15 protein-coding genes, 1 pseudogene and 1 riboswitch are annotated in these 20,950 nt (G+C 41.3%); of the genes and pseudogenes, 12 read left to right on the top strand and 4 right to left on the bottom strand.

The genetic code is table 11. From position 1 onward, the window contains the following. Window positions 1–7: 7 nt before the first annotated feature. The 3 genes and pseudogenes from R2R35_RS11355 to R2R35_RS11345 all read left to right on the top strand — a co-directional run bounded on the left by R2R35_RS11355 (window position 8) and on the right by R2R35_RS11345 (window position 2,821). Entirely contained in the window at window positions 8–1,078 is a 1,071-nt protein-coding gene (locus tag R2R35_RS11355) for a branched-chain amino acid ABC transporter permease (protein ID WP_317734642.1), read from the top strand. Then, window positions 1,078–1,836, top strand: a pseudogene (locus R2R35_RS11350) (ABC transporter ATP-binding protein); the annotation flags it as partial. The gene R2R35_RS11355 and the pseudogene R2R35_RS11350, both read left to right, overlap by 1 nt. A 280-nt stretch (window positions 1,837–2,116) precedes the next feature. Further along, entirely contained in the window at window positions 2,117–2,821 is a 705-nt protein-coding gene (locus tag R2R35_RS11345) for an ABC transporter ATP-binding protein (RefSeq protein ID WP_317734641.1), read from the top strand. A 269-nt stretch (window positions 2,822–3,090) separates the two neighbouring features. Here the strand turns inward: R2R35_RS11345 and R2R35_RS11340 are convergent, their stop codons facing one another. Continuing rightward, entirely contained in the window at window positions 3,091–3,888 is a 798-nt protein-coding gene (locus tag R2R35_RS11340) for an SDR family NAD(P)-dependent oxidoreductase (RefSeq protein WP_317734640.1), read from the bottom strand. 536 nt (window positions 3,889–4,424) lie between these two features. Here R2R35_RS11340 and R2R35_RS11335 point away from each other — a divergent pair. From R2R35_RS11335 to R2R35_RS11305, 7 genes are all read left to right on the top strand, one after another. Next, entirely contained in the window at window positions 4,425–5,813 is a 1,389-nt protein-coding gene (locus tag R2R35_RS11335) for an ABC transporter substrate-binding protein (protein WP_317734639.1), read from the top strand. Window positions 5,814–5,962: 149 nt separating this feature from the next. After that, complete coding sequence (locus R2R35_RS11330; protein WP_317734785.1) at window positions 5,963–6,841, top strand: carbohydrate ABC transporter permease; 879 nt, start codon at window positions 5,963–5,965, stop codon at window positions 6,839–6,841. Beyond that, window positions 6,841–7,704, top strand: a complete 864-nt coding sequence (locus R2R35_RS11325) for a carbohydrate ABC transporter permease (RefSeq protein WP_317734638.1) — start codon at window positions 6,841–6,843, stop codon at window positions 7,702–7,704. Before R2R35_RS11330 ends, R2R35_RS11325 begins: the two co-directional genes overlap by 1 nt. 110 nt (window positions 7,705–7,814) lie before the next feature. Beyond that, complete coding sequence (gtfA, locus tag R2R35_RS11320; RefSeq protein ID WP_317734637.1) at window positions 7,815–9,269, top strand: sucrose phosphorylase; 1,455 nt, start codon at window positions 7,815–7,817, stop codon at window positions 9,267–9,269. After that, entirely contained in the window at window positions 9,262–10,818 is a 1,557-nt protein-coding gene (locus R2R35_RS11315) for a glycoside hydrolase family 32 protein (protein ID WP_317734636.1), read from the top strand. Before gtfA ends, R2R35_RS11315 begins: the two co-directional genes overlap by 8 nt. Window positions 10,819–10,851: 33 nt before the next feature. After that, window positions 10,852–11,835: a LacI family DNA-binding transcriptional regulator gene (locus R2R35_RS11310; RefSeq protein ID WP_317734634.1), complete on the top strand. Its 984-nt coding sequence runs from the start codon at window positions 10,852–10,854 to the stop codon at window positions 11,833–11,835. Then, window positions 11,835–12,812, top strand: coding sequence for a carbohydrate kinase family protein (locus R2R35_RS11305; RefSeq protein WP_317734633.1), 978 nt, complete (start codon window positions 11,835–11,837; stop codon window positions 12,810–12,812). Before R2R35_RS11310 ends, R2R35_RS11305 begins: the two co-directional genes overlap by 1 nt. Before the next feature lie 14 nt (window positions 12,813–12,826). Here the strand turns inward: R2R35_RS11305 and R2R35_RS11300 are convergent, their stop codons facing one another. Further along, window positions 12,827–14,446: a tetratricopeptide repeat protein gene (locus R2R35_RS11300; protein ID WP_317734632.1), complete on the bottom strand. Its 1,620-nt coding sequence runs from the start codon at window positions 14,444–14,446 to the stop codon at window positions 12,827–12,829. Then, on the bottom strand, window positions 14,443–15,567 hold the full coding sequence (locus tag R2R35_RS11295; RefSeq protein ID WP_317734631.1) for a diguanylate cyclase: 1,125 nt from the start codon (window positions 15,565–15,567) through the stop codon (window positions 14,443–14,445). The genes R2R35_RS11300 and R2R35_RS11295 overlap by 4 nt, the downstream gene beginning before the upstream one ends. Window positions 15,568–15,901: 334 nt before the next feature. Here R2R35_RS11295 and R2R35_RS11290 point away from each other — a divergent pair, with 334 nt between their 5' ends. Continuing rightward, a complete protein-coding gene (locus R2R35_RS11290) occupies window positions 15,902–17,596 on the top strand; it encodes a methyl-accepting chemotaxis protein (RefSeq protein WP_317734630.1) in 1,695 nt (564 codons plus the stop codon). Window positions 17,597–17,917: 321 nt separating this feature from the next. Here the strand turns inward: R2R35_RS11290 and R2R35_RS11285 are convergent, their stop codons facing one another. After that, window positions 17,918–19,309 carry an alanine/glycine:cation symporter family protein gene (locus R2R35_RS11285; RefSeq protein WP_317734629.1) on the bottom strand — a complete coding sequence of 464 codons (1,392 nt, stop codon included), beginning with the start codon at window positions 19,307–19,309 and terminating at the stop codon, window positions 17,918–17,920. Window positions 19,310–19,422: 113 nt separating this feature from the next. After that, window positions 19,423–19,522: riboswitch (glycine riboswitch) on the bottom strand. A 470-nt stretch (window positions 19,523–19,992) separates the two neighbouring features. Between R2R35_RS11285 and R2R35_RS11280 the strand changes: the two genes are divergently transcribed. Next, complete coding sequence (locus R2R35_RS11280; RefSeq protein ID WP_317734628.1) at window positions 19,993–20,943, top strand: AAA family ATPase; 951 nt, start codon at window positions 19,993–19,995, stop codon at window positions 20,941–20,943. Window positions 20,944–20,950 lie beyond the last annotated feature (7 nt).

The raw sequence follows: 20,950 nt of genomic DNA, 5'->3' as shown, positions 1-20,950 counted from the left end.
GGAGGGTATGAAAAAAGATCGGATTCGAGCAACTCTAATTAATTTTATAAGCATCTTAGTTCTTTTTGGGATTTTGGTTTTATTGTGTTCTACGGGCACATTATCCAATTATATAAAGGGAATTCTGATGGTATGCTGTATTTCAATCATCATGGCCTGCTCTCTTAACATAACAGTGGGTTACTTAGGACAGATAGCACTTGGCGACTGTGGGTTTATGGCAATCGGTGCATATACGGGAGCTTTGATCACCAAAGCCATGGAGTCAGGTAATATATTGGTTGGAATTGGTGCTCCAAATACTTTGCGGTTTCTGATTGCAACGTTGGCCGGTGGCATCATCGCAGCTGTTTTTGGTGTTCTGGTAGGTATCCCGGCACTGCGCCTGCGAGGAGATTATCTTGCAATCATTACTCTTGGTTTTGGTGAAATTATCCGTGTTGTTATCCAGAACCTTAAATTTGCCGGTGGTAAAGGTTTCTCAAAAGGGCAGGCAGGGCAGGCACTGATAGGCATAAACCGTATCGCTGATATTTATGTGGTATTCTGGATTATGATAATATCCGTAGCGCTGCTTTATACTTTCATCCGTTCCAAATACGGGCGTGCAATAACAGCCATCAGGGATGATGATATAGCTGCCAGTGCTTCTGGTATCAATACAACTTTTTATAAGGTATTGGCATTTACGGTATCTGCATTTTTCGCAGGAGTAGCGGGAAGTATATTTGCTCATTACATCGGTTCATTGAATGCGGCTGCCTTTGGTTGGTTAAAGTCCACAGAATATGTCATCATGGTAGTCTTCGGCGGAATGGGTTCTATTACCGGCTCCATTATAGCGGCAATTGTCCTTACTGCATTACCTGAAGCGTTAAGGGAGTTCTCCGGGTACCGTATGCTGGCATATTCCGTAGCTTTGATTCTGGTAATGATCTTTAAGCCTACAGGGTTACTTGGTACTTATGAGTTCTCCTTGTTTAAGCTTATCAAAACGGGAAAAGGTAAGAGAGCAAAAGAGAAGCCTTTGACTACAGATACTGCAGCGACAAAAGTTGAAGAAAAGGAGGAATCATAATGGGCACTCCTGTACTTGAAGCGAAACATCTGGGCATCGCCTTTGGCGGCTTAAAAGCTGTGGATGATTTTAATATCAGTATCAAGGAAGGCGAACTGGTAGGCCTTATTGGACCCAACGGTGCCGGTAAAACTACAGTATTCAATCTGCTGACGGGGGTATACAAACCCACGGAGGGAGCCTTCTTCCTGTGCGGGAAGAAGATGAACGGCAAGAAGATACATCAGGTGGTTCAGGCAGGAATTGCCCGTACCTTTCAGAATATCAGACTCTTTAAGACCATGACAGTTCTTGATAATGTTAAGGTGGCTTTTGGTATGAAATTTAAATACCGTTTGGGCAGTGCCTTATTCCGTTATACCACCTTCTGGAAAGAAGAAAAGGATATAGAAGAAAAAGCAATCGATCTGCTTAATATCTTCGGTCTTGAGGATAAGGCGAATTATATAGCCAGTAATCTTCCTTATGGACAGCAGAGAAAGCTTGAAATTGCCAGAGCCCTTGCTACAGGCATGAAGCTTCTGCTCTTGGATGAACCAGCTGCGGGAATGAATCCTACTGAGACGGCTGAGCTGTTAGCCTGCATCAATGTCATCCGTGAACGATTTGGTATAGCAATTTTATTAATTGAGCACGACATGAGTCTGGTTATGAAAATCTGTGAAAGAATCGTTGTGATTGATTATGGTATAACCATAGCTGAGGGGCTGCCGGTTGAAATTGCTGCCAATCCCAAGGTTATTATGGCATATCTTGGTGCAGAGGAAGAAGATGAGTTTTCAGAGGAAGAAGCTGATGGTGAATCCGTCTCAGAGAAAGACGTGGTATATGGGTCAGAGAAAGAGGCAGTAAACGAGTCAGAAAAAGAGGTAGTAAAAGCCTCAGAGAAAAGGAACGTAAATGAATTAGAGGAAGAGCCGGTAAACAATTCAGACAATGAGTCAGTAGTAAAAGCATCAGAAAAGGAATCAAGCTACGGCGTAGAGACAGACCTAGTCAATAATTTCGTAAATGAGCAGGGGAAGGAGTAGGTAAAAGATGTTAAAAGTTGAGAATCTTGACGTATCTTATGGTGCCATCCATGCCTTGCATAATATCAGCCTGACGGTAAATGACGGAGAGGTGGTATCATTAATCGGAGCGAACGGTGCCGGAAAGACTACCACTCTTCATGCCATAACCGGTCTTATAGAGAGTTCATCCGGCAGTGTGGAATATGACGGTAAAGACTTACGTAAGACAAGAGCCAGTGACATCATAACTCTTGGAATGGCACATGTACCGGAAGGGCGCCATGTGTTTACAAGGATGACAGTACAGGAGAACCTTGAAATGGGAGCGTTCATACTGAAGGATAATTCCATGGTTAAGAAGAATATGGATATGGTGTATAATTACTTTCCAAGACTAAAGGAACGGCGCAAGCAGCTTGCCGGCACTCTTTCAGGCGGAGAACAGCAGATGCTCGCCACCGGCCGTGCTTTAATGAGCAATCCCAGAATTGTATTGATGGATGAGCCGTCTATGGGACTGTCCCCCCTTTTAGTAAAGGAAATCTTTAAGATTATCCGTACCCTTCACAACAATGGGATAACAGTTCTGTTAGTTGAGCAGAATGCAAAGATGGCATTGGCAATCTCAGATAGGGCATACGTACTCGAGACAGGTTCCATTACCATGAGCGGCAAGGCATCTGAGCTATTAAAAGATGAGAATGTGAAGAAAGCATATCTTGGCGCTTAGCAGAACTGGTTAATCCTCTTAATATGAGTTAATGAGAAAAGTAATATGTAAAAAGCAATATGTAAAAAATAGTATAAAAAAGATCAGAATCATAGGAGAATTGCTGTATGGTCAAGTTGTAATTTATGCAGGGATAGTAGAAATAAGCTGGAACTATTTTAAATAAACTAAATTTCGAAGAAGTGAGAATAGAGTAAAAGGAGTTGCCATTAATCAAGCAGCTCCTTTAATATATGAATGGATAGGCTTTGGAGTTAATTCTAAAAAACTTATATTGCCGGCATAACCTTACCGCCGGATACCGGTATATAAGCACCTGTAGTAAAAGCAGCAAGATCAGAAGCCAGAAAGCATACCATATTGGCAATATCCTGATCTGTTCCTCTGTGCCCCAGAGGAACAGTCTTATCATATTCCGGCTGCACCTCCTGGTTCTTATCCCGGTCATTGTCACTGATTGTCCAGCCGGGGGCAACTTGATTAATGGTTACATTATAAGGCCCAACTTCTTTGGCAAGACAGCGAACGACGCCATCCAGTCCCCGCTTACCGGCAACATAAGCAGACTGATAGGGATCAGCCAAAGCGGCGCACTCGGTATTGATAACTACAATTCTACCGTATTTCTGCTCGAGCATATGAGGTACAAAGGCCTTGTTCATATATACGTTATGCATGACACAGCTCTCAAACTGCGTGTAATAATCGGATACATCCTGTTCCAGAACACTTTTCCACTGGTATTGGATAACGGCATTGTTAACAATTATGTCGGGTTTGCCAAACTCTGCATATACTTTATCCCTCATGGCATAAATGCTCTGCTCATTGGTTATATCAGCCTGAAAGATTCCAGCCTGCCGTCCCATAGATTTGACCTGTTCGGCCAGTTCCTCTGCTTTTTCCTGATTGCTATGGAAATGAATAGCAACGTCAGCACCGCATTCTGCAAGAGATAATACGATTCTGCGGCCAAGTTGTCCGGTACCTCCGGTTACGATTGCTCTTTTATTCTCCAGATTAATCTTCATGTATTTCTTGTATGATGTATTTCGTATCCAATACATCAATACTCTCCTTTCTATTACAACTTTGTTATACTCAATAGTAACACTGTGGTCTTTTCATAGTTGGTTTCCTTTACGATTTGCTCCTTTATAATAGGCATTGCTCTGGTTAACAGCCAGGGAGATTTAATTGCAAGCCTGCTCTCCCGATGGAAAGGTCAGCAGTATCTGGCATAGTTTATAACATAGTATGATAAAGATAACGTTTATGTCAAGAGCCTAAGTTTTATTGTATATGAAGGTATTTATCTTTCTATGGAATATTATAATAACCGATTATCATATAAAAATTTAATAATATTTGTATTTTATACATAAAACATAAACTATTTATGCAAATAGAATAATATTTAAAAATATTATACAAACAAAATGCAATAAATTATATATATTTGCATAAATAGGTGAATATATTGTATAACAACCGGTTGACATATAAATGTGAGAATGCTATAATTCAGTTACAACAAAGCGCAAAGTTGTCAGACAGGATAAGGGAAAGCAAAGAGTATGAAATCAGTATTGGAGGAGAAATTATGAAGGTTAAGAGGATTGTTGCTATTATAACAGCAACAATAATGATGGCCGGTATACTAACCGGCTGCGGCAGGAATAACGATTCAGTTACCACAGGAAACAAGGACAGCAATTCTACTAATCAGACGCAAAAGACAGAGCCTGCAACTACTGCACCGGTTACAGAGGCAGGAGAGGTAAAAGACTTATCCGGAACCAAGATATCCTTTTTAAACAGTAAGGGTGAAATTCAGACAGCACTGGAAGAAATGGCTGCTGCCTTTGAAGAAGAGACGGGAGTAGTTGTTGAAATAATAGCCTGCGGCACCGGAGAATCACCTTACACCAAGATTACCAGTATGTATAATTCCGGAACAGCACCTACCATGGCGATGCTGGACACTACTGATATTGTTGCATTAGCGAAAGAGCATGCACTGGACTTATCCGAAGAACTATGGGTAAGCCAGTGTGAGAATCAGCTGACCAGGATTGATGATAAGGTGTACAGTTTTCCTTTTTGTGTGGAGGGAAGAGGCTTGATTTATAATAAGAAAGCCATAGAAGACACTCTGGGAACAAGCTTTGACCCCGGTTCTGTCAATTCTTATGATGCTTTGGAGAAACTTCTTGAAGAACTGCGCGCAGGTGGTATGGAAAACCCTGTGGTAATCTCCAAGGAGGATTGGTCTCTTGGTGCACATCAGCTTGGATTTATTTATGATACCTATGACGGCACGACAAAGGGCAGCCAGGAACTGATCGGAAAATTAAAGGATGGCAGCTTAAAGGTAGAGGATTATGAAAGATACAATCAATTCATCGACACCATGAATTTACTGTTGAAGTACAATATCAACGGAAAAGATCCGCTGGGTGCGCTTTATGAGCAAGATCCTATTTTCCTGGCTGACGGCGAAGCTGCAATTTGGGCAAATGGCTGCTGGGCATGGCCCAATATAGCGGAGGCAGGTGCCTCCTCAGAAGATCAGTACGGCTTTATCCCTTTTGTATTAGGAAATGATACCACTGATTTTGCAAATAATTCCATTCAGGCGTCTGCAAGCAAGCAGGTAATGATAGACTCGACCAAAGCTACGGAAAATGAAGTTACAGCAGCGAAAGAGTTCATAAACTGGCTGGTATTTAATGAACAGGGACAGAAGATGCTGGTGGAAACGGCAGCTGTAATACCTGCCTGCACCAATAATACTTATGAGGCCCTGGATCCTCTGGGGAAAGATATTCAGTCCAGATTAGCGAAAGAAGAGACCTACTCTTCCTCCTACATTGCGCCTTCTGATCATTGGAGCGTCCTGGGTGCCGCAATGCAGAAATATATTGCGGGAAAGAGCAGCAAGGAAGAACTGGCAGCATCGATTGATAGTTACTGGACATCACAGAAATAAAGAGCTAACAACAGGAGCTTAATCCGGCTATTAAGGGGCTGGTGTTTTGGTAGCAGCCCCCTAATAGCCATAATAACATAACAATTTTATTTGTTTACCGGTAAGCAAGCGGGATTCCGGAGAAAGAAAGGACTGTAATAATGGGAACCATGGGAAGAAAACCATTAGAAAAATTAAAAAATCTATGTATTTTTGCTTTGCCGGGATGTCTGGTGTTTACCGCAGTGGTAATTGTTCCATTTATCTATGGATTTTATCTTACGCTGACAGATTGGGACGGAGTCAGCAAACATAAGAATATGATAGGTTTGTCTAATTATTTTGAAGTATTTCGTGATGTGAACTTCTGGTCTTCTATGGCACTTACGCTAAAATATGTGCTGGCTTCATTGATTTTAGTAAATGTGATAGCTTTTCTTCTGGCTTATGCACTGACAAACGGCATGAAGGGTCAGAATTTCTTCCGTACGGGTTTTTTTACTCCGAATCTTATCGGAGGTGTGGTACTGGGTTTTATCTGGCAGTTTATTTTTTCCAGGGTTTTAGTCAGTTTTGGACAAAAGACAGGTGCAGAGCTTTTCTCCGCTTCTTTTTTATCTGATCCCGACAAAGCCTTCTGGGCTATGGTTATTGTAACTGTTTGGCAATTATCCGGCTATATGATGTTGATTTATATTGCCGGTTTCACAGGTTTGTCCTCCGATGTTTTGGAGGCAGCCAGTATAGATGGAGCTACAGGGGTACAGAAATTAAAGAGCATTATCCTGCCCCTGATGGTACCTTCCTTTGTAATCTGCGTGTTCCTTACTCTGTCCAGAGCTTTTATGGTATACGATGTCAATCTTACCCTGACTGGAGGAGAACCTTATGGCTCAACCAGACTGGTGGCAATGCATGTATACGAAAAGGCTTTCACTTCCAGAAATTATGGCGTAGGGCAGGCAGAAGCCCTGATTCTATTTTTTGTAGTTGCCATTATCAGTGGTATCCAGATTTATATCGGGAAAAAGAAGGAGGTTGAAGCATAATGGACACAGTTTCTAATATTGGAGGAACCAGACGTAAGGTGTTAAAGATAACGGGGTTTTTGACTGTAATGATATTTTTTCTTCTGTATATGATACCTTTTGCACTGATTTTTCTGAATTCCTTTAAAAGGAAAAGAGATATTATAACCGGTCCCTTTTCTTTTGTCACTAAAATGGGTTATACCATGGATAACTACTCGGAAGCTTTTGTAAAAATGAACTTTATGAAGGTCTTTGGCAACTCCCTTTTTATAACGGGTTTTAGTACTCTTTTGGTTATATTGCTTTCCTCCATGGTAGGATATTATTTTACCCGGGCGAAAAATCTGTTTTCCAGGATATTTTTTTCCTTAATGGCTGCCTCTATGATAATTCCTTTTCAGGCCATAATGATTCCGCTGGTATCTATTTACGGTTCTTATCTGAATGTTCTGAACAACAGGCTGACACTGATATTTATGCATACCGGTTTTGCTATGAGCATGTCGGTATTTATCTATCAGGGTTTTATCAAGAGCAGTATTCCCATCTCCCTGGAGGAGGCGGCTTATCTGGATGGCTGTAGCAAGCAGCAGACCTTCTTCCGGGTAGTATTTCCACTGCTAAAGCCTACGACTTCAACTCTGGTAATACTTAATGTACTGGCTTTTTGGAATGATTATTTGCTGCCGTCACTGGTCCTGGGAAGAAAGCAGCTGTTTACTCTGCCTTTGTCGACTTATGCCTTTTACGGTACATACTCGGCAAATTTCGGAGTTATAATGGCAGCACTGGTATTAACCGTAGCACCCGTCCTTATCCTTCATCTGTTCCTGCAAAAACAGATTATAAGTGGAGTAATTGCCGGAGCGGTTAAATTGTAAATAGGGCGAAAGAGAGGATAAGTTGAAAATAAATTTTTCAACCGCAAGTTTGTGCTTGCGCACTACAAACTTGGTATGCGCAAAGAGCGTGCGCAAGAATAGAGGTTAAAATGAAAAAGATTGAAAATAAATGTATGCTTATTACTTACTCAGATTCTCTGGGGAAGGATCTAAAGGAGCTTAAGGAGGTTTTGGAGCTATATTTTTCCAAAGCGGTTGGAGGAATACATATCCTGCCCTTTTTCCCTTCTTCCGGCGACAGGGGCTTCGCACCCATGGATTACCACAAGGTGGATTCAGCCTTTGGAGACTGGACAGACATCGAGAAGCTTTCAGAAAGATATTATCTGATGTTTGATTATATGATCAACCATATTTCTGCCCAAAGTGAGTATTACAAAGATTTTTTGAAAAAAAAGGAAGCTTCCCCTTACTGGGAGATGTTCCTCCGGTACAAGGATTTCTGGGAGCAGGGAGAACCCACCCCTGAACAGATTGATAAGATATATAAGAGAAAACCCAGAGCTCCTTATGTGGATGCAGTATTTGCTGACGGAACCACTGAAAAGGTATGGTGTACCTTTGATTCGGAACAGATTGACATTAATTGTAAGTCAGAAATCTCCAAGAAATTTATACGCGATAACCTGACAACCCTGTGCAGCCACGGTGCGGCTGTTGTTCGTCTGGATGCCTTTGCTTATGCTACCAAAAAAGCAGATACATCCTGCTTTTTCGTGGAACCGGAGGTCTGGGAGTTCCTGAAGGAATGTGAGGAGATAATACGTCCCTACCAGGCTGAGATTCTGCCGGAAATCCATGAGCACTATAGCATGCAATTAAAAATCGCAAAAGAGGGTTATTATGTATATGACTTTGCCCTGCCGTTTCTGATGATTAATGCCCTTTATTATGGAAAATCCGAGTACCTGAAGCATTGGCTTGCTACCTGCCCCAGGAAACAGTTTACCACGCTGGATACCCATGACGGAATTGGTGTGGTAGATGTGAAAGATCTGCTTCCGGAAGAAGAAATTGAGAATACCAAAGAAGATATCTTCCGCTGGGGTGCCAATGTGAAGAAAATCTATAATACAGCGGCTTACAACAATTTAGATATTTATCAGATTAACTGCACTTATTATTCTGCCCTGGGTAATGACGATGATGCTTATTTACTGGCTAGAGCCGTACAGATTTTTGCGCCGGGAATTCCCCAGATTTATTATGTCGGACTATTAGCCGGAAAAAATGATCTGAAATTATTGGAGGAGACCAAAGAAGGAAGAAATATAAACCGGCATTATTACACATTGGAGGAGGTTGCGCAGGAAGTGGAAAGACCGGTGGTCAAAAAGCTGATAAGACTGCTGGAATTCCGTAACAGCCATCTTTCTTTTGAAGGGGATATAGAACTTGTGGACTGCGGAAACAAGGAACTTCATATTATTCGAAGATATCATGAGCACACGGCTGAGCTGATTGCAGATTTTGAGGCAAGATGCTTTACCATTATGTATTCTCATAATGGAATTATGAAAGAACTTGGTATGGATTATGAATAAAATCATTCATTGCTCAAAGGAGTATCTCTATCTGCCGGTACAAAGGCAAAGAGAAGAAAAATGCCTGGAGATATTTTCTGTGGAAGAGGATAGCCGGGAAATAAAGATAATGGAGTTTATGATACCTCAGGAAATGGAGGAAAAAGAAGAATCTGCCATTGATTATTCCGTACGTTTACCGGTAAAGCAGTTTACCGGTAAAACCTTATTGTTAAAGGGAGATTTTAAGGAGAGCTTCGCAGAAGGGATCTTCAATGACACCTTTCTTTCAGCGGCATCCTTAAGACGTCCTTCCATCCATTTTACTGCAGAGCGGGGATGGATAAATGATCCGAACGGCTTGATATTTCATAACGGGATTTACCATCTGTATTACCAGTATAACCCTTGCAATACAGAATGGAATAATATGTGCTGGGGACATGCCATCAGCAGAGATCTGCTTTTTTGGGAGCATCAGGATCTGGTACTGATGCCGGACAGCGAGGGGATGATGTTTTCTGGCAGTGCGATTAGCAATGGGCGAGGAATGCTGGGATTGCCTGAAGATGCCATTCTTTATTTTTATACTGCCGCCGGTGGTGTTACGAAATGGAGCAAGGAGAAGCCTTTTACCCAAAAGCTGGCCTACAGCCTGGATGGCGGTTATACCCTTACAAAGACGGAGGCCGGAAAGCTCAATACAATAGCAAAGGAAAACCGGGATCCGAAAGTTTTTTGGCATGAGGAGAGCGGGGCATATATTATGAGTCTTTGGCTGGAAGGAAATGAATTTGCCCTGCTACGTTCCAAAGAGCTGTTGAACTGGGAACTCACGGACAGACTTAACTTTGAGGGAGCTTGGGAATGCCCGGATTTATTTCAGGTTAAGGACGAAGAAGGCCATAAATTGTGGGTGTTTTGGTGCGCAGACGGTTATTATTATCTGGGAACCTTTGATGGTTATCATTTTACTTCGGAGGGTATCCGTCATCATGCATATATAAACACCCTGCCTTATGCGGCGCAGACCTTTTCCGGGATTTCAGACAGGGTAGTCTCGGTCTCCTGGCTTCGGACAACGGCAAGGAAGGAATTATATACCGGTGCCATGGGTGTTCCAAGAGAGCTGAAGCTTTTCTGGAATCAGGGTCAGCCGGTATTGGCCCAACCACTGGTAAGGGAATTATCCGCTTGCGTAAAAGAAGTTGACGGTGACTTGATAAAGAAAGGGCTTCCTGAGGAATATCATTACCAATGGGAAGCGGCACAGGCTGTGCTGGTGGAGATGCTTCTTGGCTGCAATGGGGAGGCTGTGACGGAATGGATGATCGGAAAGGACCGTATAAGCTATGACAAGGATTCCGGGCTTCTTATGGTGATGGGGGTTGAATATGCTATAGGAGCAGGTCTTAAGGATTTTACATTTTTATTGGATGATGTTATCTTTGAAGTAACGGCAAATCATGATATAATTTTAGGTATATTTGAATTAACGGAACCTGTGACATCCATTTCCGCAAAACCGGAGCAATTTAAAGAGTACCGGGTATATCAGCTTGAAGGGTAACGACAGGTTGCTTTAAGATAATGAATGGAGGATATGGAAGTGGCAACATTAAAGGATGTAGCAAAGGAAACCGGACTGACCGTAAGTACTATCTCAAGGGTTCTGAATAACAGAGGTTATATTAGCGAGGAAACCAGGCAGAATGTATACGATGCCATGAAAAGGCTAAACTATCAGCCCAATGAAGTAGCACGTTCCCTGTCCAAGAAATCGACGAATACCATAGGTGTTATAGTACCTCATATCAGACACCCCTATTTTGCTGAATTAATAAGTAATCTGGAGAACCAGGCATATTTGCATAAATATAAGATTCTATTGTTTAATTCCAAGGAAAAGGATGAGAAAGAAAGAGAATATCTGGAGATGTGCACCAGCAACCGTGTGTCAGGCGTTATCCTATGCAGTGGTACGGTAGCGGTAGGAGAATTCAGCAGGCTGAATATTCCGCTGGTAACCATTGAGCGTTATCTGGAGAATGGAACAGCCTCCATTGAATGTGATAATCTGCAGGGAGGACGGCTAGCAGCCAAACATCTGATGGAATCCGGGTGTGAACATCTGATTCATTTCAGTGGTGTCAGTGAGAGGTCTATGCCTGCAGACGCCAGAGGCGAAGGCTTTCGGGAGGTGTGCAGCTCCTCAGGTATTGATTTTAAAGAGGTAACGACCAGTGAATTACAGTATAATAATCTGGAATACCATGATTTTATTGAAAATATCCTTAAGGAGAACCCTGATACCGACGGGATTTTTGCCAGTAGTGACCTGATTGCTGCCCAGGTCATACAAGTCTGTGCAAAAATGAAAATCTCCATACCAGATCAACTGAAGATCGTAGGTTTTGATGATGTTTACCTTGCTTCTCTGACCACCCCCCGAATAACCACGATACATCAGCCTGTCAGGGAGATGGCACAGATGGCAATTGAGCTGGTAATTGCTGCAGGCGAAGGAAAGCTGGTACCAAACAGAACAATGCTGCCGGTTTCTTTGATAAAAAGGGAGACGACCTGATGTCTAAAAACTATGATGTTACTGCTTTGGGAGAGCTTTTGATAGATTTTACGGAGAACGGCATAAGTCCTCAGGGGAACACCCTCTTTGAAGCCAATCCGGGAGGAGCACCCTGCAACGTTCTTGCTATGCTCAGCCGCTTTGGACATCGTACAGCCTTTATTGGCAAAGTAGGTGAGGATATGTTTGGCGGGTATTTAAGAAAAACGCTTTCAGAATTAGAAATTAATACGAACTGGCTGTTAGCGGATAATACTACCCGTACTACTTTGGCTTTTGTAAAAAACCTGAAGGACGGAGAAAGGGAGTTCTCATTCTATCGAAATCCAGGGGCAGATATGATGCTTACGGAGAAAGAGATAGATGAAACCCTACTTGCCGACACCAGAATCTTTCATTTTGGAACACTCTCCATGACCCATGAATCGGTAAGAAGAGCAACAATACGGGCGGTTAAAGCGGCAAAAGCACAAGGGGCGTTGATTTCCTTTGATCCCAATCTCAGGGAACCTTTATGGGACTCTTTAAAGACAGCCAGAGAACAGGTATCCTTTGGCTTAGAGCACTGTGATATCTTAAAAATATCCGACAATGAAATTATATGGTTTACCGGAGAGGCAGACTTGACAGCAGGGATAAAAAAGCTACAAAAAGCTTATCCGATTCCGCTGATACTGTTATCTATGGGAGGAAAAGGAAGCCGTGCCTATTGCGGAGCCGAATCTGCTGAGGCACCAGCCTTTTTTCAAGAAAATCCCCAGGATACCACCGGAGCAGGTGACACCTTTTTAGGCTGCTGCCTTCATTATATATTGGAAAACGGAATGCAGCAACTTAACAAAGAATGGCTTAAGGAGATGCTGACAACCGCTAATGGGGCAGCATCCATCATCACGGGCAGGAAAGGCGCCTTACGGGTAATGCCGACGATATCTGAATTGGAGAATTTCTTAAAAGCAAGAAGGTATGGCAGCTAGTAGGTTACCCATTATCAGATTGGACCTATTATGCTTATCAATTCTTTGCTTTCTTCAAAGGTGGGGTTTAAAAGCAGTGATTTTTCAGCATACATCAGAGCTTTTGAAAACTCCTGCAGATTGTAATAACAGAGGGCGATTTCATAGTAAAGGGCGTCCTCTTCACCATAGAATTCGATGGAGGATTCAAAGAGCTCAATTGCATCCGTATCACAACCAAAATAACTTAATAAGGAACCCAGGCAATAAAATAGATTTCCGTCATCGCCAATGGGAAAATAATATTCCCAAACTTGATATATGGCAGTAATCAGTTCTTCCCTGGGGAAATCTTCTTCTTTCTCAATTCGCTCCAGAAAGGTGTGATAGAATTCCAGGAAGGTTCTTGCATCCCAGTGGGTAAATCTTAAAAAGGTCAGTAATTCTTTTGAGGTAAGGGATTTATTCTTTGGTACCAGAGCCTTTTTCAATACATAAAAGTCATCCGGGCCGGTACTTTCTATAATCTCCTGAAAGACCAGGGTGGTTTCAAGAAAATTGTGGGGGTGTTTACTCAGCAGAAATAAGGACATGGTTACACTTTCATGTTCATAAATACTGTGAATAGCACTTCCGCCAAGGCTGTCAAAATATAATTCCATCGCATGAAAATTAACCGTCAGGGAGATGGAACCATGTTTTGATAAAAAAGGATGATAGTTTTTCTCCATGGATAATAGATTCCGATATCCTTTATCGGTGGAGATTAGTATAAGATCGTCCTGAAACAGTCTCCTTAACCGGCTGATACATTGAAAAGCAATAATAGGAAGGGAAAAGGCACTATCCTGCAGGCGGTCTTTATAGTACAGAAGTATTTCATTTATATTGGTTTCGTCGTAATATTCGCTGCCAGAGACCAGTCTATCCGTATAGGAATAATGAAAGCCTGAAAGAATGGAGTTGTCTTTTGCATCAACCGTTGCTTCTTTTTCAGTGATTGTAACCAGACCTTCGTATAATTCACCGTTAGAGACATAAAACGTATCCTGAGGGAGACTGTCAAAAGTATAATTGGCAAATAAGATAAGGGGATTTTTAACCTGACCGGGTCTAAGAATTTTACCGCTGTACCTTAAATGCAGTTCTTCATCTTCTGTCATATTAAAGGTTGCTGCATCCAGTATCCCCTCTTCGAAAAAGGGTTTCAAATAACGGTGCTTCAGCCAGTATTCAACGTTTCTTTCCGCCAGATCCGTAATAAGGTATTTAAATGACAGTCCTTTTAGAGAGGAATTTTCAAGCATGTGAAGAAAATACTTCAGAAAAGAGTAAGTAAAACGCCCGACTCCTGCTGCCAGCTCCATAATATAAATTGTTGTATTTTTTTCAAAATCTTCACTGGAAGCAATATCCCTGCAGTACCCGAATACCGTTTTTGCATATAAATGGGATATATAGGGATTGGTGGTTATATATTGGGGTACGATTCCTTTACTCCAGGCCTCTGGTCCCTGGTTGGCATAGAAGTCTTTTTGCAGTTTCCATACCATGGATTGGGACAGGGGTTTTTCTGCTTCCAATATCTTACCTGTATTTGCTGTACTTTGGGTATTTCGTCTTTTTATATGGTAGTTCTTGTTGAGTTTGTTCAAGGCAATTCTCCTGTATAAGATTCTATTTTTATATCGTTTGTCCTTTCGTTGTTTAATTTTGCAACTAATTCTGTACGTGATTTTACTTCTGTTTTACTAAAAAGTGAAGAGACATGCTTCTTAACTGTAGATAATCCAATATAAAGGGTATCTGCTATTTCGGTATTTGACATCCCTTTTAGAAGAAGTAATGCTATTTCCTTTTCGCGATAGGTTAATGAATATCTCTGGGTTAATTTTTGTGGTCTGGTATCGTTTCTTTCAAGCTTGTTTTCTACTTTAATCATCTCTTTTGCATTTTCGATAAACTGCTCCGGTGTAATCAGCTTGTCCTTTAATATATGATAACCAATGCCTACTTCAATCTTAACAGGGACATCATTGGAGGAGAAATTAAGTCCGTTAATCCGTTCATAGATATAATTGCATATTCGACCTACCTGGTTCTCATTAATTCCATACATAAGAAGGATAAAACGGACCCCACGATAAGTGGAAATCCAGTCCTTTTCTCGTCGGGGAAGCCCTTTTAGAGCCTTAGACACCTCTTTGATAACCTGATTACCGACTAAATATCCATGGGTGTTATTGATATAATCCATATCCTTTATTTTTATGATAAAAAGTGAGACATTGATATTCTCCCTATAGGAAATGGCGATGTCATGAGGAAGCCTTTCAAAAACAAACTGATCATTGTATAAGCTTGTGAGAGCATTCTTAACAATGGATAGATTTTGTTTACGAATTAATTTAATAATGTCATCGAATTTTTGATCATTCTCAAGGTAATCAGAGGAGACATTCTGCATTAATTCCAGTACTACATTATGATTTCGCAGAGGTACTGCCGTCATAATATAAATATTTGTTTCATTGTATTCAATCTTTGTATATATTTTATTCTGATTGTAGGCTCTCATTGAGATGCAGTTTTCACAGACTTTATTGTTTTGCCAGAAATCATAGCAGTTATCATTAATCTTTAAAAGATTACCGGAACCTTTCATTATTTTGTATACTTTTTTTTCAATTGGATTAACCAAACGAATACTCTCATACAAATTTTCTATGAAATTAAAATCCAGGATCATTTTTTCAATCGAATCAAGATTTTCCATATTACTCCCATCCGTGCACTTTAGCACACGTACAATTCCAGATAGTATCCCTGCAGAGTCATGGCACATATACAACGCCAGGACTTATAATGCTATGCTTTTCGTTTTCTATTTTCCATTGCAGGCGTTATTTGATTGCAGCTATGACACTGCCATAAATCAAAGGTGCGAATTATATTCTTTTCAATGGTTTATTATAACCGTTTTTGGAAAGCGGGTTACAGTATATGGTAACAAAAGTATACTTTTGACCCATAACGTTTTATCTGTCGCTATTATATCATATTGGTATAGAAATCAACAACCGATAACAGTTTGGAAAGGAATTGATTTTATGAAAATTAAATGGAAAATAACAGGTGTTTCAATATTTATTATCATGATACTGACCATATCGATCATATCCGTTACCTATTTTGAAATAAAATACCTGGTGAACGCAGAGAATAAGTCTGAAATCAAAAATTACTCCAATATGGGACTGCAGCTTATCAATGCAGAATATCCGGGAGACTGGTCCGTTCGAGAGGGTGCCTTGTATAAAGGGGACACGTTATTAAATGAAAATTATGAGGTTATTGATAAGTTTACAGCCGGCACTAATATTCTTGCAACCTTATTTGCAAAGGATACAAGAATATCCACAAATGTAAAAGTGAAAAGCGGAGAGAGACAGATCAATACAAAAGCTTCCGATGAGGTAATTGCACAAGTTCTGGAGAAAGGCGAGGTTTACACCGGGTCTGCAGATATACAGGGAAAATCTGCCGAAACCTATTACATACCCTTAAAAGACAATAGTGGAGCAGTAATAGGCATCTGGTTCGTAGGTGTTTACACGGATGTTGTCAATGAGCGTATTTTAGAAGCAATGCTACTGATAGGGATGTTATCGGCTGGTATGCTGGTGATTGGAATTGTCATCTCCTTTTTACTGGGAGCTACCATTGCAAGAGGGATTACAAAAGTTAAGGACAAGCTCAGGTTAATGGAAAGCGGTAATTTTAATTTTGAGTTTCAGGATAAATTGTTGAGAAGAAAAGATGAAGTAGGAGAAATCGCAAATTCCTCCAGGAACCTGCAAGTGAAAATGAAAGAAATCATAACCGGTATCCAGAAGGAATCCGAGCAGGTGAAGCTCAAGGTGAATCATTCTGTTGAAGCGATGGAAACGGTGAATATTAACATTGAAGAAATCTCTGCTACCACAGAGGAATTGTCAGCCGGTATGCAGCAAACCTCAGCAGCCACGGAGGAAATGAATGCCTCTACCTATGAGATTGAAACAGAAGTTACTTATATGAAAGAAAAAACGGCAAACGGTGAAAGACTTGCACAAGAAATCAAAGCAAGAGCAGAAAAATTAAAGGAAGAAACGGGAGTTTCTTATAAGAATACTTCGGATATCTATCATTTAACAAACCAACAATTGAGAACGTCCATTGAAAAGACGGAGGCAATAGAAGAAATTAAAGAACTTACACAGACAATCATACAGATAACAGCCCAAACGAATTTGCTGGCATTAAATGCATCAATTGAAGCAGCAAGGGCAGGAGAGGCAGGAAGAGGTTTTACCGTTGTGGCTGATCAGATTCGTATACTGGCGGATAATTCCAAACAGGCGGTGTCAAGAATAAACGATATTTCCTATAATGTATCCGATGCAGTAAAAAGTGTAGTTCAGGATTCTGAAAAGCTTTTGTCCTTTGTGGATAACCAGGTGCTGAAAGACTATGAAATGTTAGTAAATACAAGCAGCCAATATGTGAATGATTCTGATAGTGTAAGAGGCATTGTTACTGAAATAAACGAGATTGCAGAGAAGCTTCACGTGGCCATGCAGCAGATCCGGACAGCAATTGATGAAATAACCACAGCAGCTGGCGAAGGTGCGGAAGGAACAACGGATATAGCGGAAAAAATTAATAGTGTTGCCTTTAGGGTAAACGATGTATTAAAGCAGGTTCAGGAAAACAAGGAGAGTGCGGAGCAGCTGGATAGCCTGGTGGATTTCTTTAAACTGTAAGGATGTGATAGAGAGCTTCCGGGACAGATCAGATAATTATTGATGAAATAAGTTAAACTGTATTTGTGTACATTGTTAGTATATAAGGTTATAAAATTTTATCATATGGTGCCGGAAGTATCCCATGTCTTTAGAGCTTTTATTAGAGGAAAGACATGGAGGTGCTTCCGGCTTTTAGTTTCTATCGGAGCTGACCGGCTGTTTTGCTTCCTTAAAATCTACGGCCTTTCGTTGCTTCTATTGTCTGGAGTCAGCTGATTGGCTTTACTAACCTACAGCCTTTTCTTTATGTATCATAGGCCCTAAAACTTTCTTGAAAGGTTACTCCTTTTCGGATAGACCGGAAATACCAGTTTCCCAGTCCTTTGTTAAGCTGGCAACTACTTTTCCCAGGAGGATCAGTGCCAGGATATTAGGAATAACCATCAGTCCGTTGAAAAGGTCCGCCAGATTCCATACCAGGTCAACCTTAAGGGTACAGCCTATTCCTACAAATATGGAAACCAGGAGGGAATAGATAGTGACAGCTTTCTTGCCAAAGAGATATTTCACATTGGAAAGACCGAAAAAATACCAGCCCATAATGGTAGCGAAAGCAAAGAAAAATACGCAGATTGCAATAATCACGTATCCAAATTGGCCAAATACCTGCGCAAAGGCAGATTGTGTCAGTTCAATCCCGGTAAGGAAGGTTCCCTCTGCATCTTTGGTGCCTAATACGCCGGATGTTAAGATTGCCAGCACGGTTAGGGGCAATAGAATAATAGTATCTACAAATACTCCTATCATAGCAACAAGTCCCTGCTCACAGGGATTTTTTACACGTGCCAGAGCATGTGCGTGAGGTGTTGAGCCCATACCGGCTTCATGTGTAAATAGACCTCGGGCAATACCATAGCGGATAGACTGTTGTACGCTTACACCCAGAACACCACCCAAAACTGCCTGTGGATTAAAAGCGCCGACAAATATATCATAAAAAGCTGGAATTATGTTACGGAAATTTACGACCATAACGATGATAGAAGACAGAGTAAAGAAGACAGCCATAAAAGGAACCACTTTTTCTGCAACAGCTACAATACGTTTAACACCACCCAGAAAAACCAGCAGTGAAATAAGTGCCAGTACAACCCCGATGATCTCGGAAGGAATTCCGAAAGCTGCCTCCATGGCGCCGCCGACAGAATTGGCCTGCACCATGTTTCCCATAAAACCAAGTGCAACAATAATAAGTATTGAAAAGACTGCGGCAGCGGCTTTACCAACAGGCCCTTTGACGGCAGCGCGGATATAATAGACAGGGCCTCCCACAAGTTCTCCGTTTACTGTTGTTTTGTAACGTTGGGCAAGGGTAGCTTCTGCATAAATGGTTGCCATACCTAAAATCGCGCTGACCCACATCCAGAATACCGCACCGGGGCCTCCGGAAACCATGGCAGTTGCCACACCTGCAAGGTTACCCGTTCCAATCTGGGCAGAAACGGAGGTAAGCAGAGACTGGAAGGAGGTCATTCCTTCCTTATCGCTGGCCTTTTTACCGCGCAAGGTGATAGAGCCAAAGGTTAATTTTAAGCTTTGTTTAAATCTGCGAAACTGAATTCCCCTTGTCAGGATCGTAAAATAAACACCAACGCCACATAGCACAACAATTAAAAATACATCCCACAGTATCCTGTTTATACTGCTGACGAAATCAGATAACCATACCATAATAAATACTCCTCCTAATTTTCATAACTGCAGGTGCCGGATGCAAACAAAAAAGTCAAACCACACGTATGGTTTGACTCCGGATATGAGAAAAAGGCATGATAGTCCCAGTATACAGGTTCTCTGTCCTTTTGCCTGAGAGATTAGTACGAAATCTTTATTCGTACCTTACACCTTCGGCACTCGCATTTGAGATTCTCCAGAGTTACATCCGTTCATAGTCTTCACCCGGTATTCATGGGCGCCTGAGAGTGTTACTCCTTCGGCAGGCGAAAGCCATTTTCCTACAAACTTCACATGTCAGTATTAATTTTATACTTTATTATATCACTTTGTTAAAGTGAAGTCAATGAAAGCAATTATCGTTGCAGTTTCATGTATCTTGGAACTGGAACTTTTTAAAGCATATTCTTTCTGTTAAAGCTTAAGGTGTGAAAATAATTGACATTATTTGGACAAGTGATATGATAATATTAGGCTTATCAGTGCTGTTTCATTGACTAGCTTTACTCGGAAATTTACTATTTCATATTTTTCATAAATTTCATAAAGATTCATTAGGATATTCTGGAAACAACTGGACTGAAGGGTGAGGCAGATTATAACAAATAGTAAGTAGCAGCTGCGAAGCCATAAGGTGTTTGATACTACCGGTTTTGCGGCCAGCGAAAGGTGGAGGGTATATGCAAAACCAGGAAGTAATTGGGGACTTAGTTAAGAATATCGAAAAAGTTATAATAGGAAAAAGAGAAGCAATCGATTTAGCGGTAATAACCTTGTTATCGGAAGGACATCTTCTGATAGAGGATGTACCTGGCGTCGGAAAAACTACTCTGGCCAATGCCATTTCAAAATCCATTGACTGCGGCTTTAACCGGATTCAGTTCACACCGGATACAATGCCCAGCGATATAACCGGTGTGTCAGTTTATAATATGCAGACAGGACAGTTTGAATTTACACCCGGTGCTATCATGAATCATATTATACTAGCCGATGAAGTTAACCGCACATCCCCAAAGACCCAGGCCAGTTTATTGGAAGCCATGGAGGAAAGACAGATCAGTGTGGATGGAAAGACCTATCCGCTGCCAACCCCTTTTATGGTTATTGCTACTCAGAATCCCATTGATTATCTGGGAACCTATAATCTTCCGGAAGCACAGCTGGATCGCTTTTTGATGAAATTGTCCATTGGTTATCCGAGTATGGCGGATGAAAAGAGGATGGCAGATTATTACATCAGACAGAGCCCCATAAAGTCACTGGAAGCTGTAACTGATGGAAAAACCATTTCCGCTATGCAGGAGGAAGTGAAGACCGTAAAAATACACCAGGATTTGATTTCCTACATAATCGAAATAATAGACGAAACAAGAAAAGACACCAATATCACATTAGGTGCCAGTCCCAGGGCTATCCTAGCTCTGATCCGGGCATCCCAGGCAGCAGCTTATTATAATCGCAGGGATTACTGTATTCCGGATGATATCCTTAAAGTAATTCAGCCTGTAATAAGGCACCGGCTGATACTTTCCCCCGAATCCAGATTAAATAAGCTTACGGCAGAGATGGTGCTGGATAAGATAATAGCCAGATTCCGTGTACCCATACTTCCTGTAGGATGCTCATAAATCCCAT

The organism is Anaerocolumna sp. AGMB13020 (assembly GCF_033100115.1).
Lineage (GTDB): Bacteria > Bacillota > Clostridia > Lachnospirales > Lachnospiraceae > Anaerocolumna.
This window is presented reverse-complemented; position numbering and strand designations above follow the sequence as displayed.

What these genes read in the sequence shown, in the direction of transcription:
- R2R35_RS11355 (WP_317734642.1), top strand. Translation starts at nt 8, where the DNA reads ATGAAAAAAGATCGGATTCGAGCAACTCTAATTAATTTTATAAGCATC.
- R2R35_RS11345 (WP_317734641.1), top strand. Translation starts at nt 2,117, where the DNA reads ATGTTAAAAGTTGAGAATCTTGACGTATCTTATGGTGCCATCCATGCC.
- R2R35_RS11340 (WP_317734640.1), bottom strand. Translation starts at nt 3,888, where the DNA reads ATGTATTGGATACGAAATACATCATACAAGAAATACATGAAGATTAAT.
- R2R35_RS11335 (WP_317734639.1), top strand. Translation starts at nt 4,425, where the DNA reads ATGAAGGTTAAGAGGATTGTTGCTATTATAACAGCAACAATAATGATG.
- R2R35_RS11330 (WP_317734785.1), top strand. Translation starts at nt 5,963, where the DNA reads ATGGGAAGAAAACCATTAGAAAAATTAAAAAATCTATGTATTTTTGCT.
- R2R35_RS11325 (WP_317734638.1), top strand. Translation starts at nt 6,841, where the DNA reads ATGGACACAGTTTCTAATATTGGAGGAACCAGACGTAAGGTGTTAAAG.
- gtfA (WP_317734637.1), top strand. Translation starts at nt 7,815, where the DNA reads ATGAAAAAGATTGAAAATAAATGTATGCTTATTACTTACTCAGATTCT.
- R2R35_RS11315 (WP_317734636.1), top strand. Translation starts at nt 9,262, where the DNA reads ATGAATAAAATCATTCATTGCTCAAAGGAGTATCTCTATCTGCCGGTA.
- R2R35_RS11310 (WP_317734634.1), top strand. Translation starts at nt 10,852, where the DNA reads ATGGAAGTGGCAACATTAAAGGATGTAGCAAAGGAAACCGGACTGACC.
- R2R35_RS11305 (WP_317734633.1), top strand. Translation starts at nt 11,835, where the DNA reads ATGTCTAAAAACTATGATGTTACTGCTTTGGGAGAGCTTTTGATAGAT.
- R2R35_RS11295 (WP_317734631.1), bottom strand. Translation starts at nt 15,567, where the DNA reads ATGGAAAATCTTGATTCGATTGAAAAAATGATCCTGGATTTTAATTTC.
- R2R35_RS11290 (WP_317734630.1), top strand. Translation starts at nt 15,902, where the DNA reads ATGAAAATTAAATGGAAAATAACAGGTGTTTCAATATTTATTATCATG.
- R2R35_RS11285 (WP_317734629.1), bottom strand. Translation starts at nt 19,309, where the DNA reads ATGGTATGGTTATCTGATTTCGTCAGCAGTATAAACAGGATACTGTGG.
- R2R35_RS11280 (WP_317734628.1), top strand. Translation starts at nt 19,993, where the DNA reads ATGCAAAACCAGGAAGTAATTGGGGACTTAGTTAAGAATATCGAAAAA.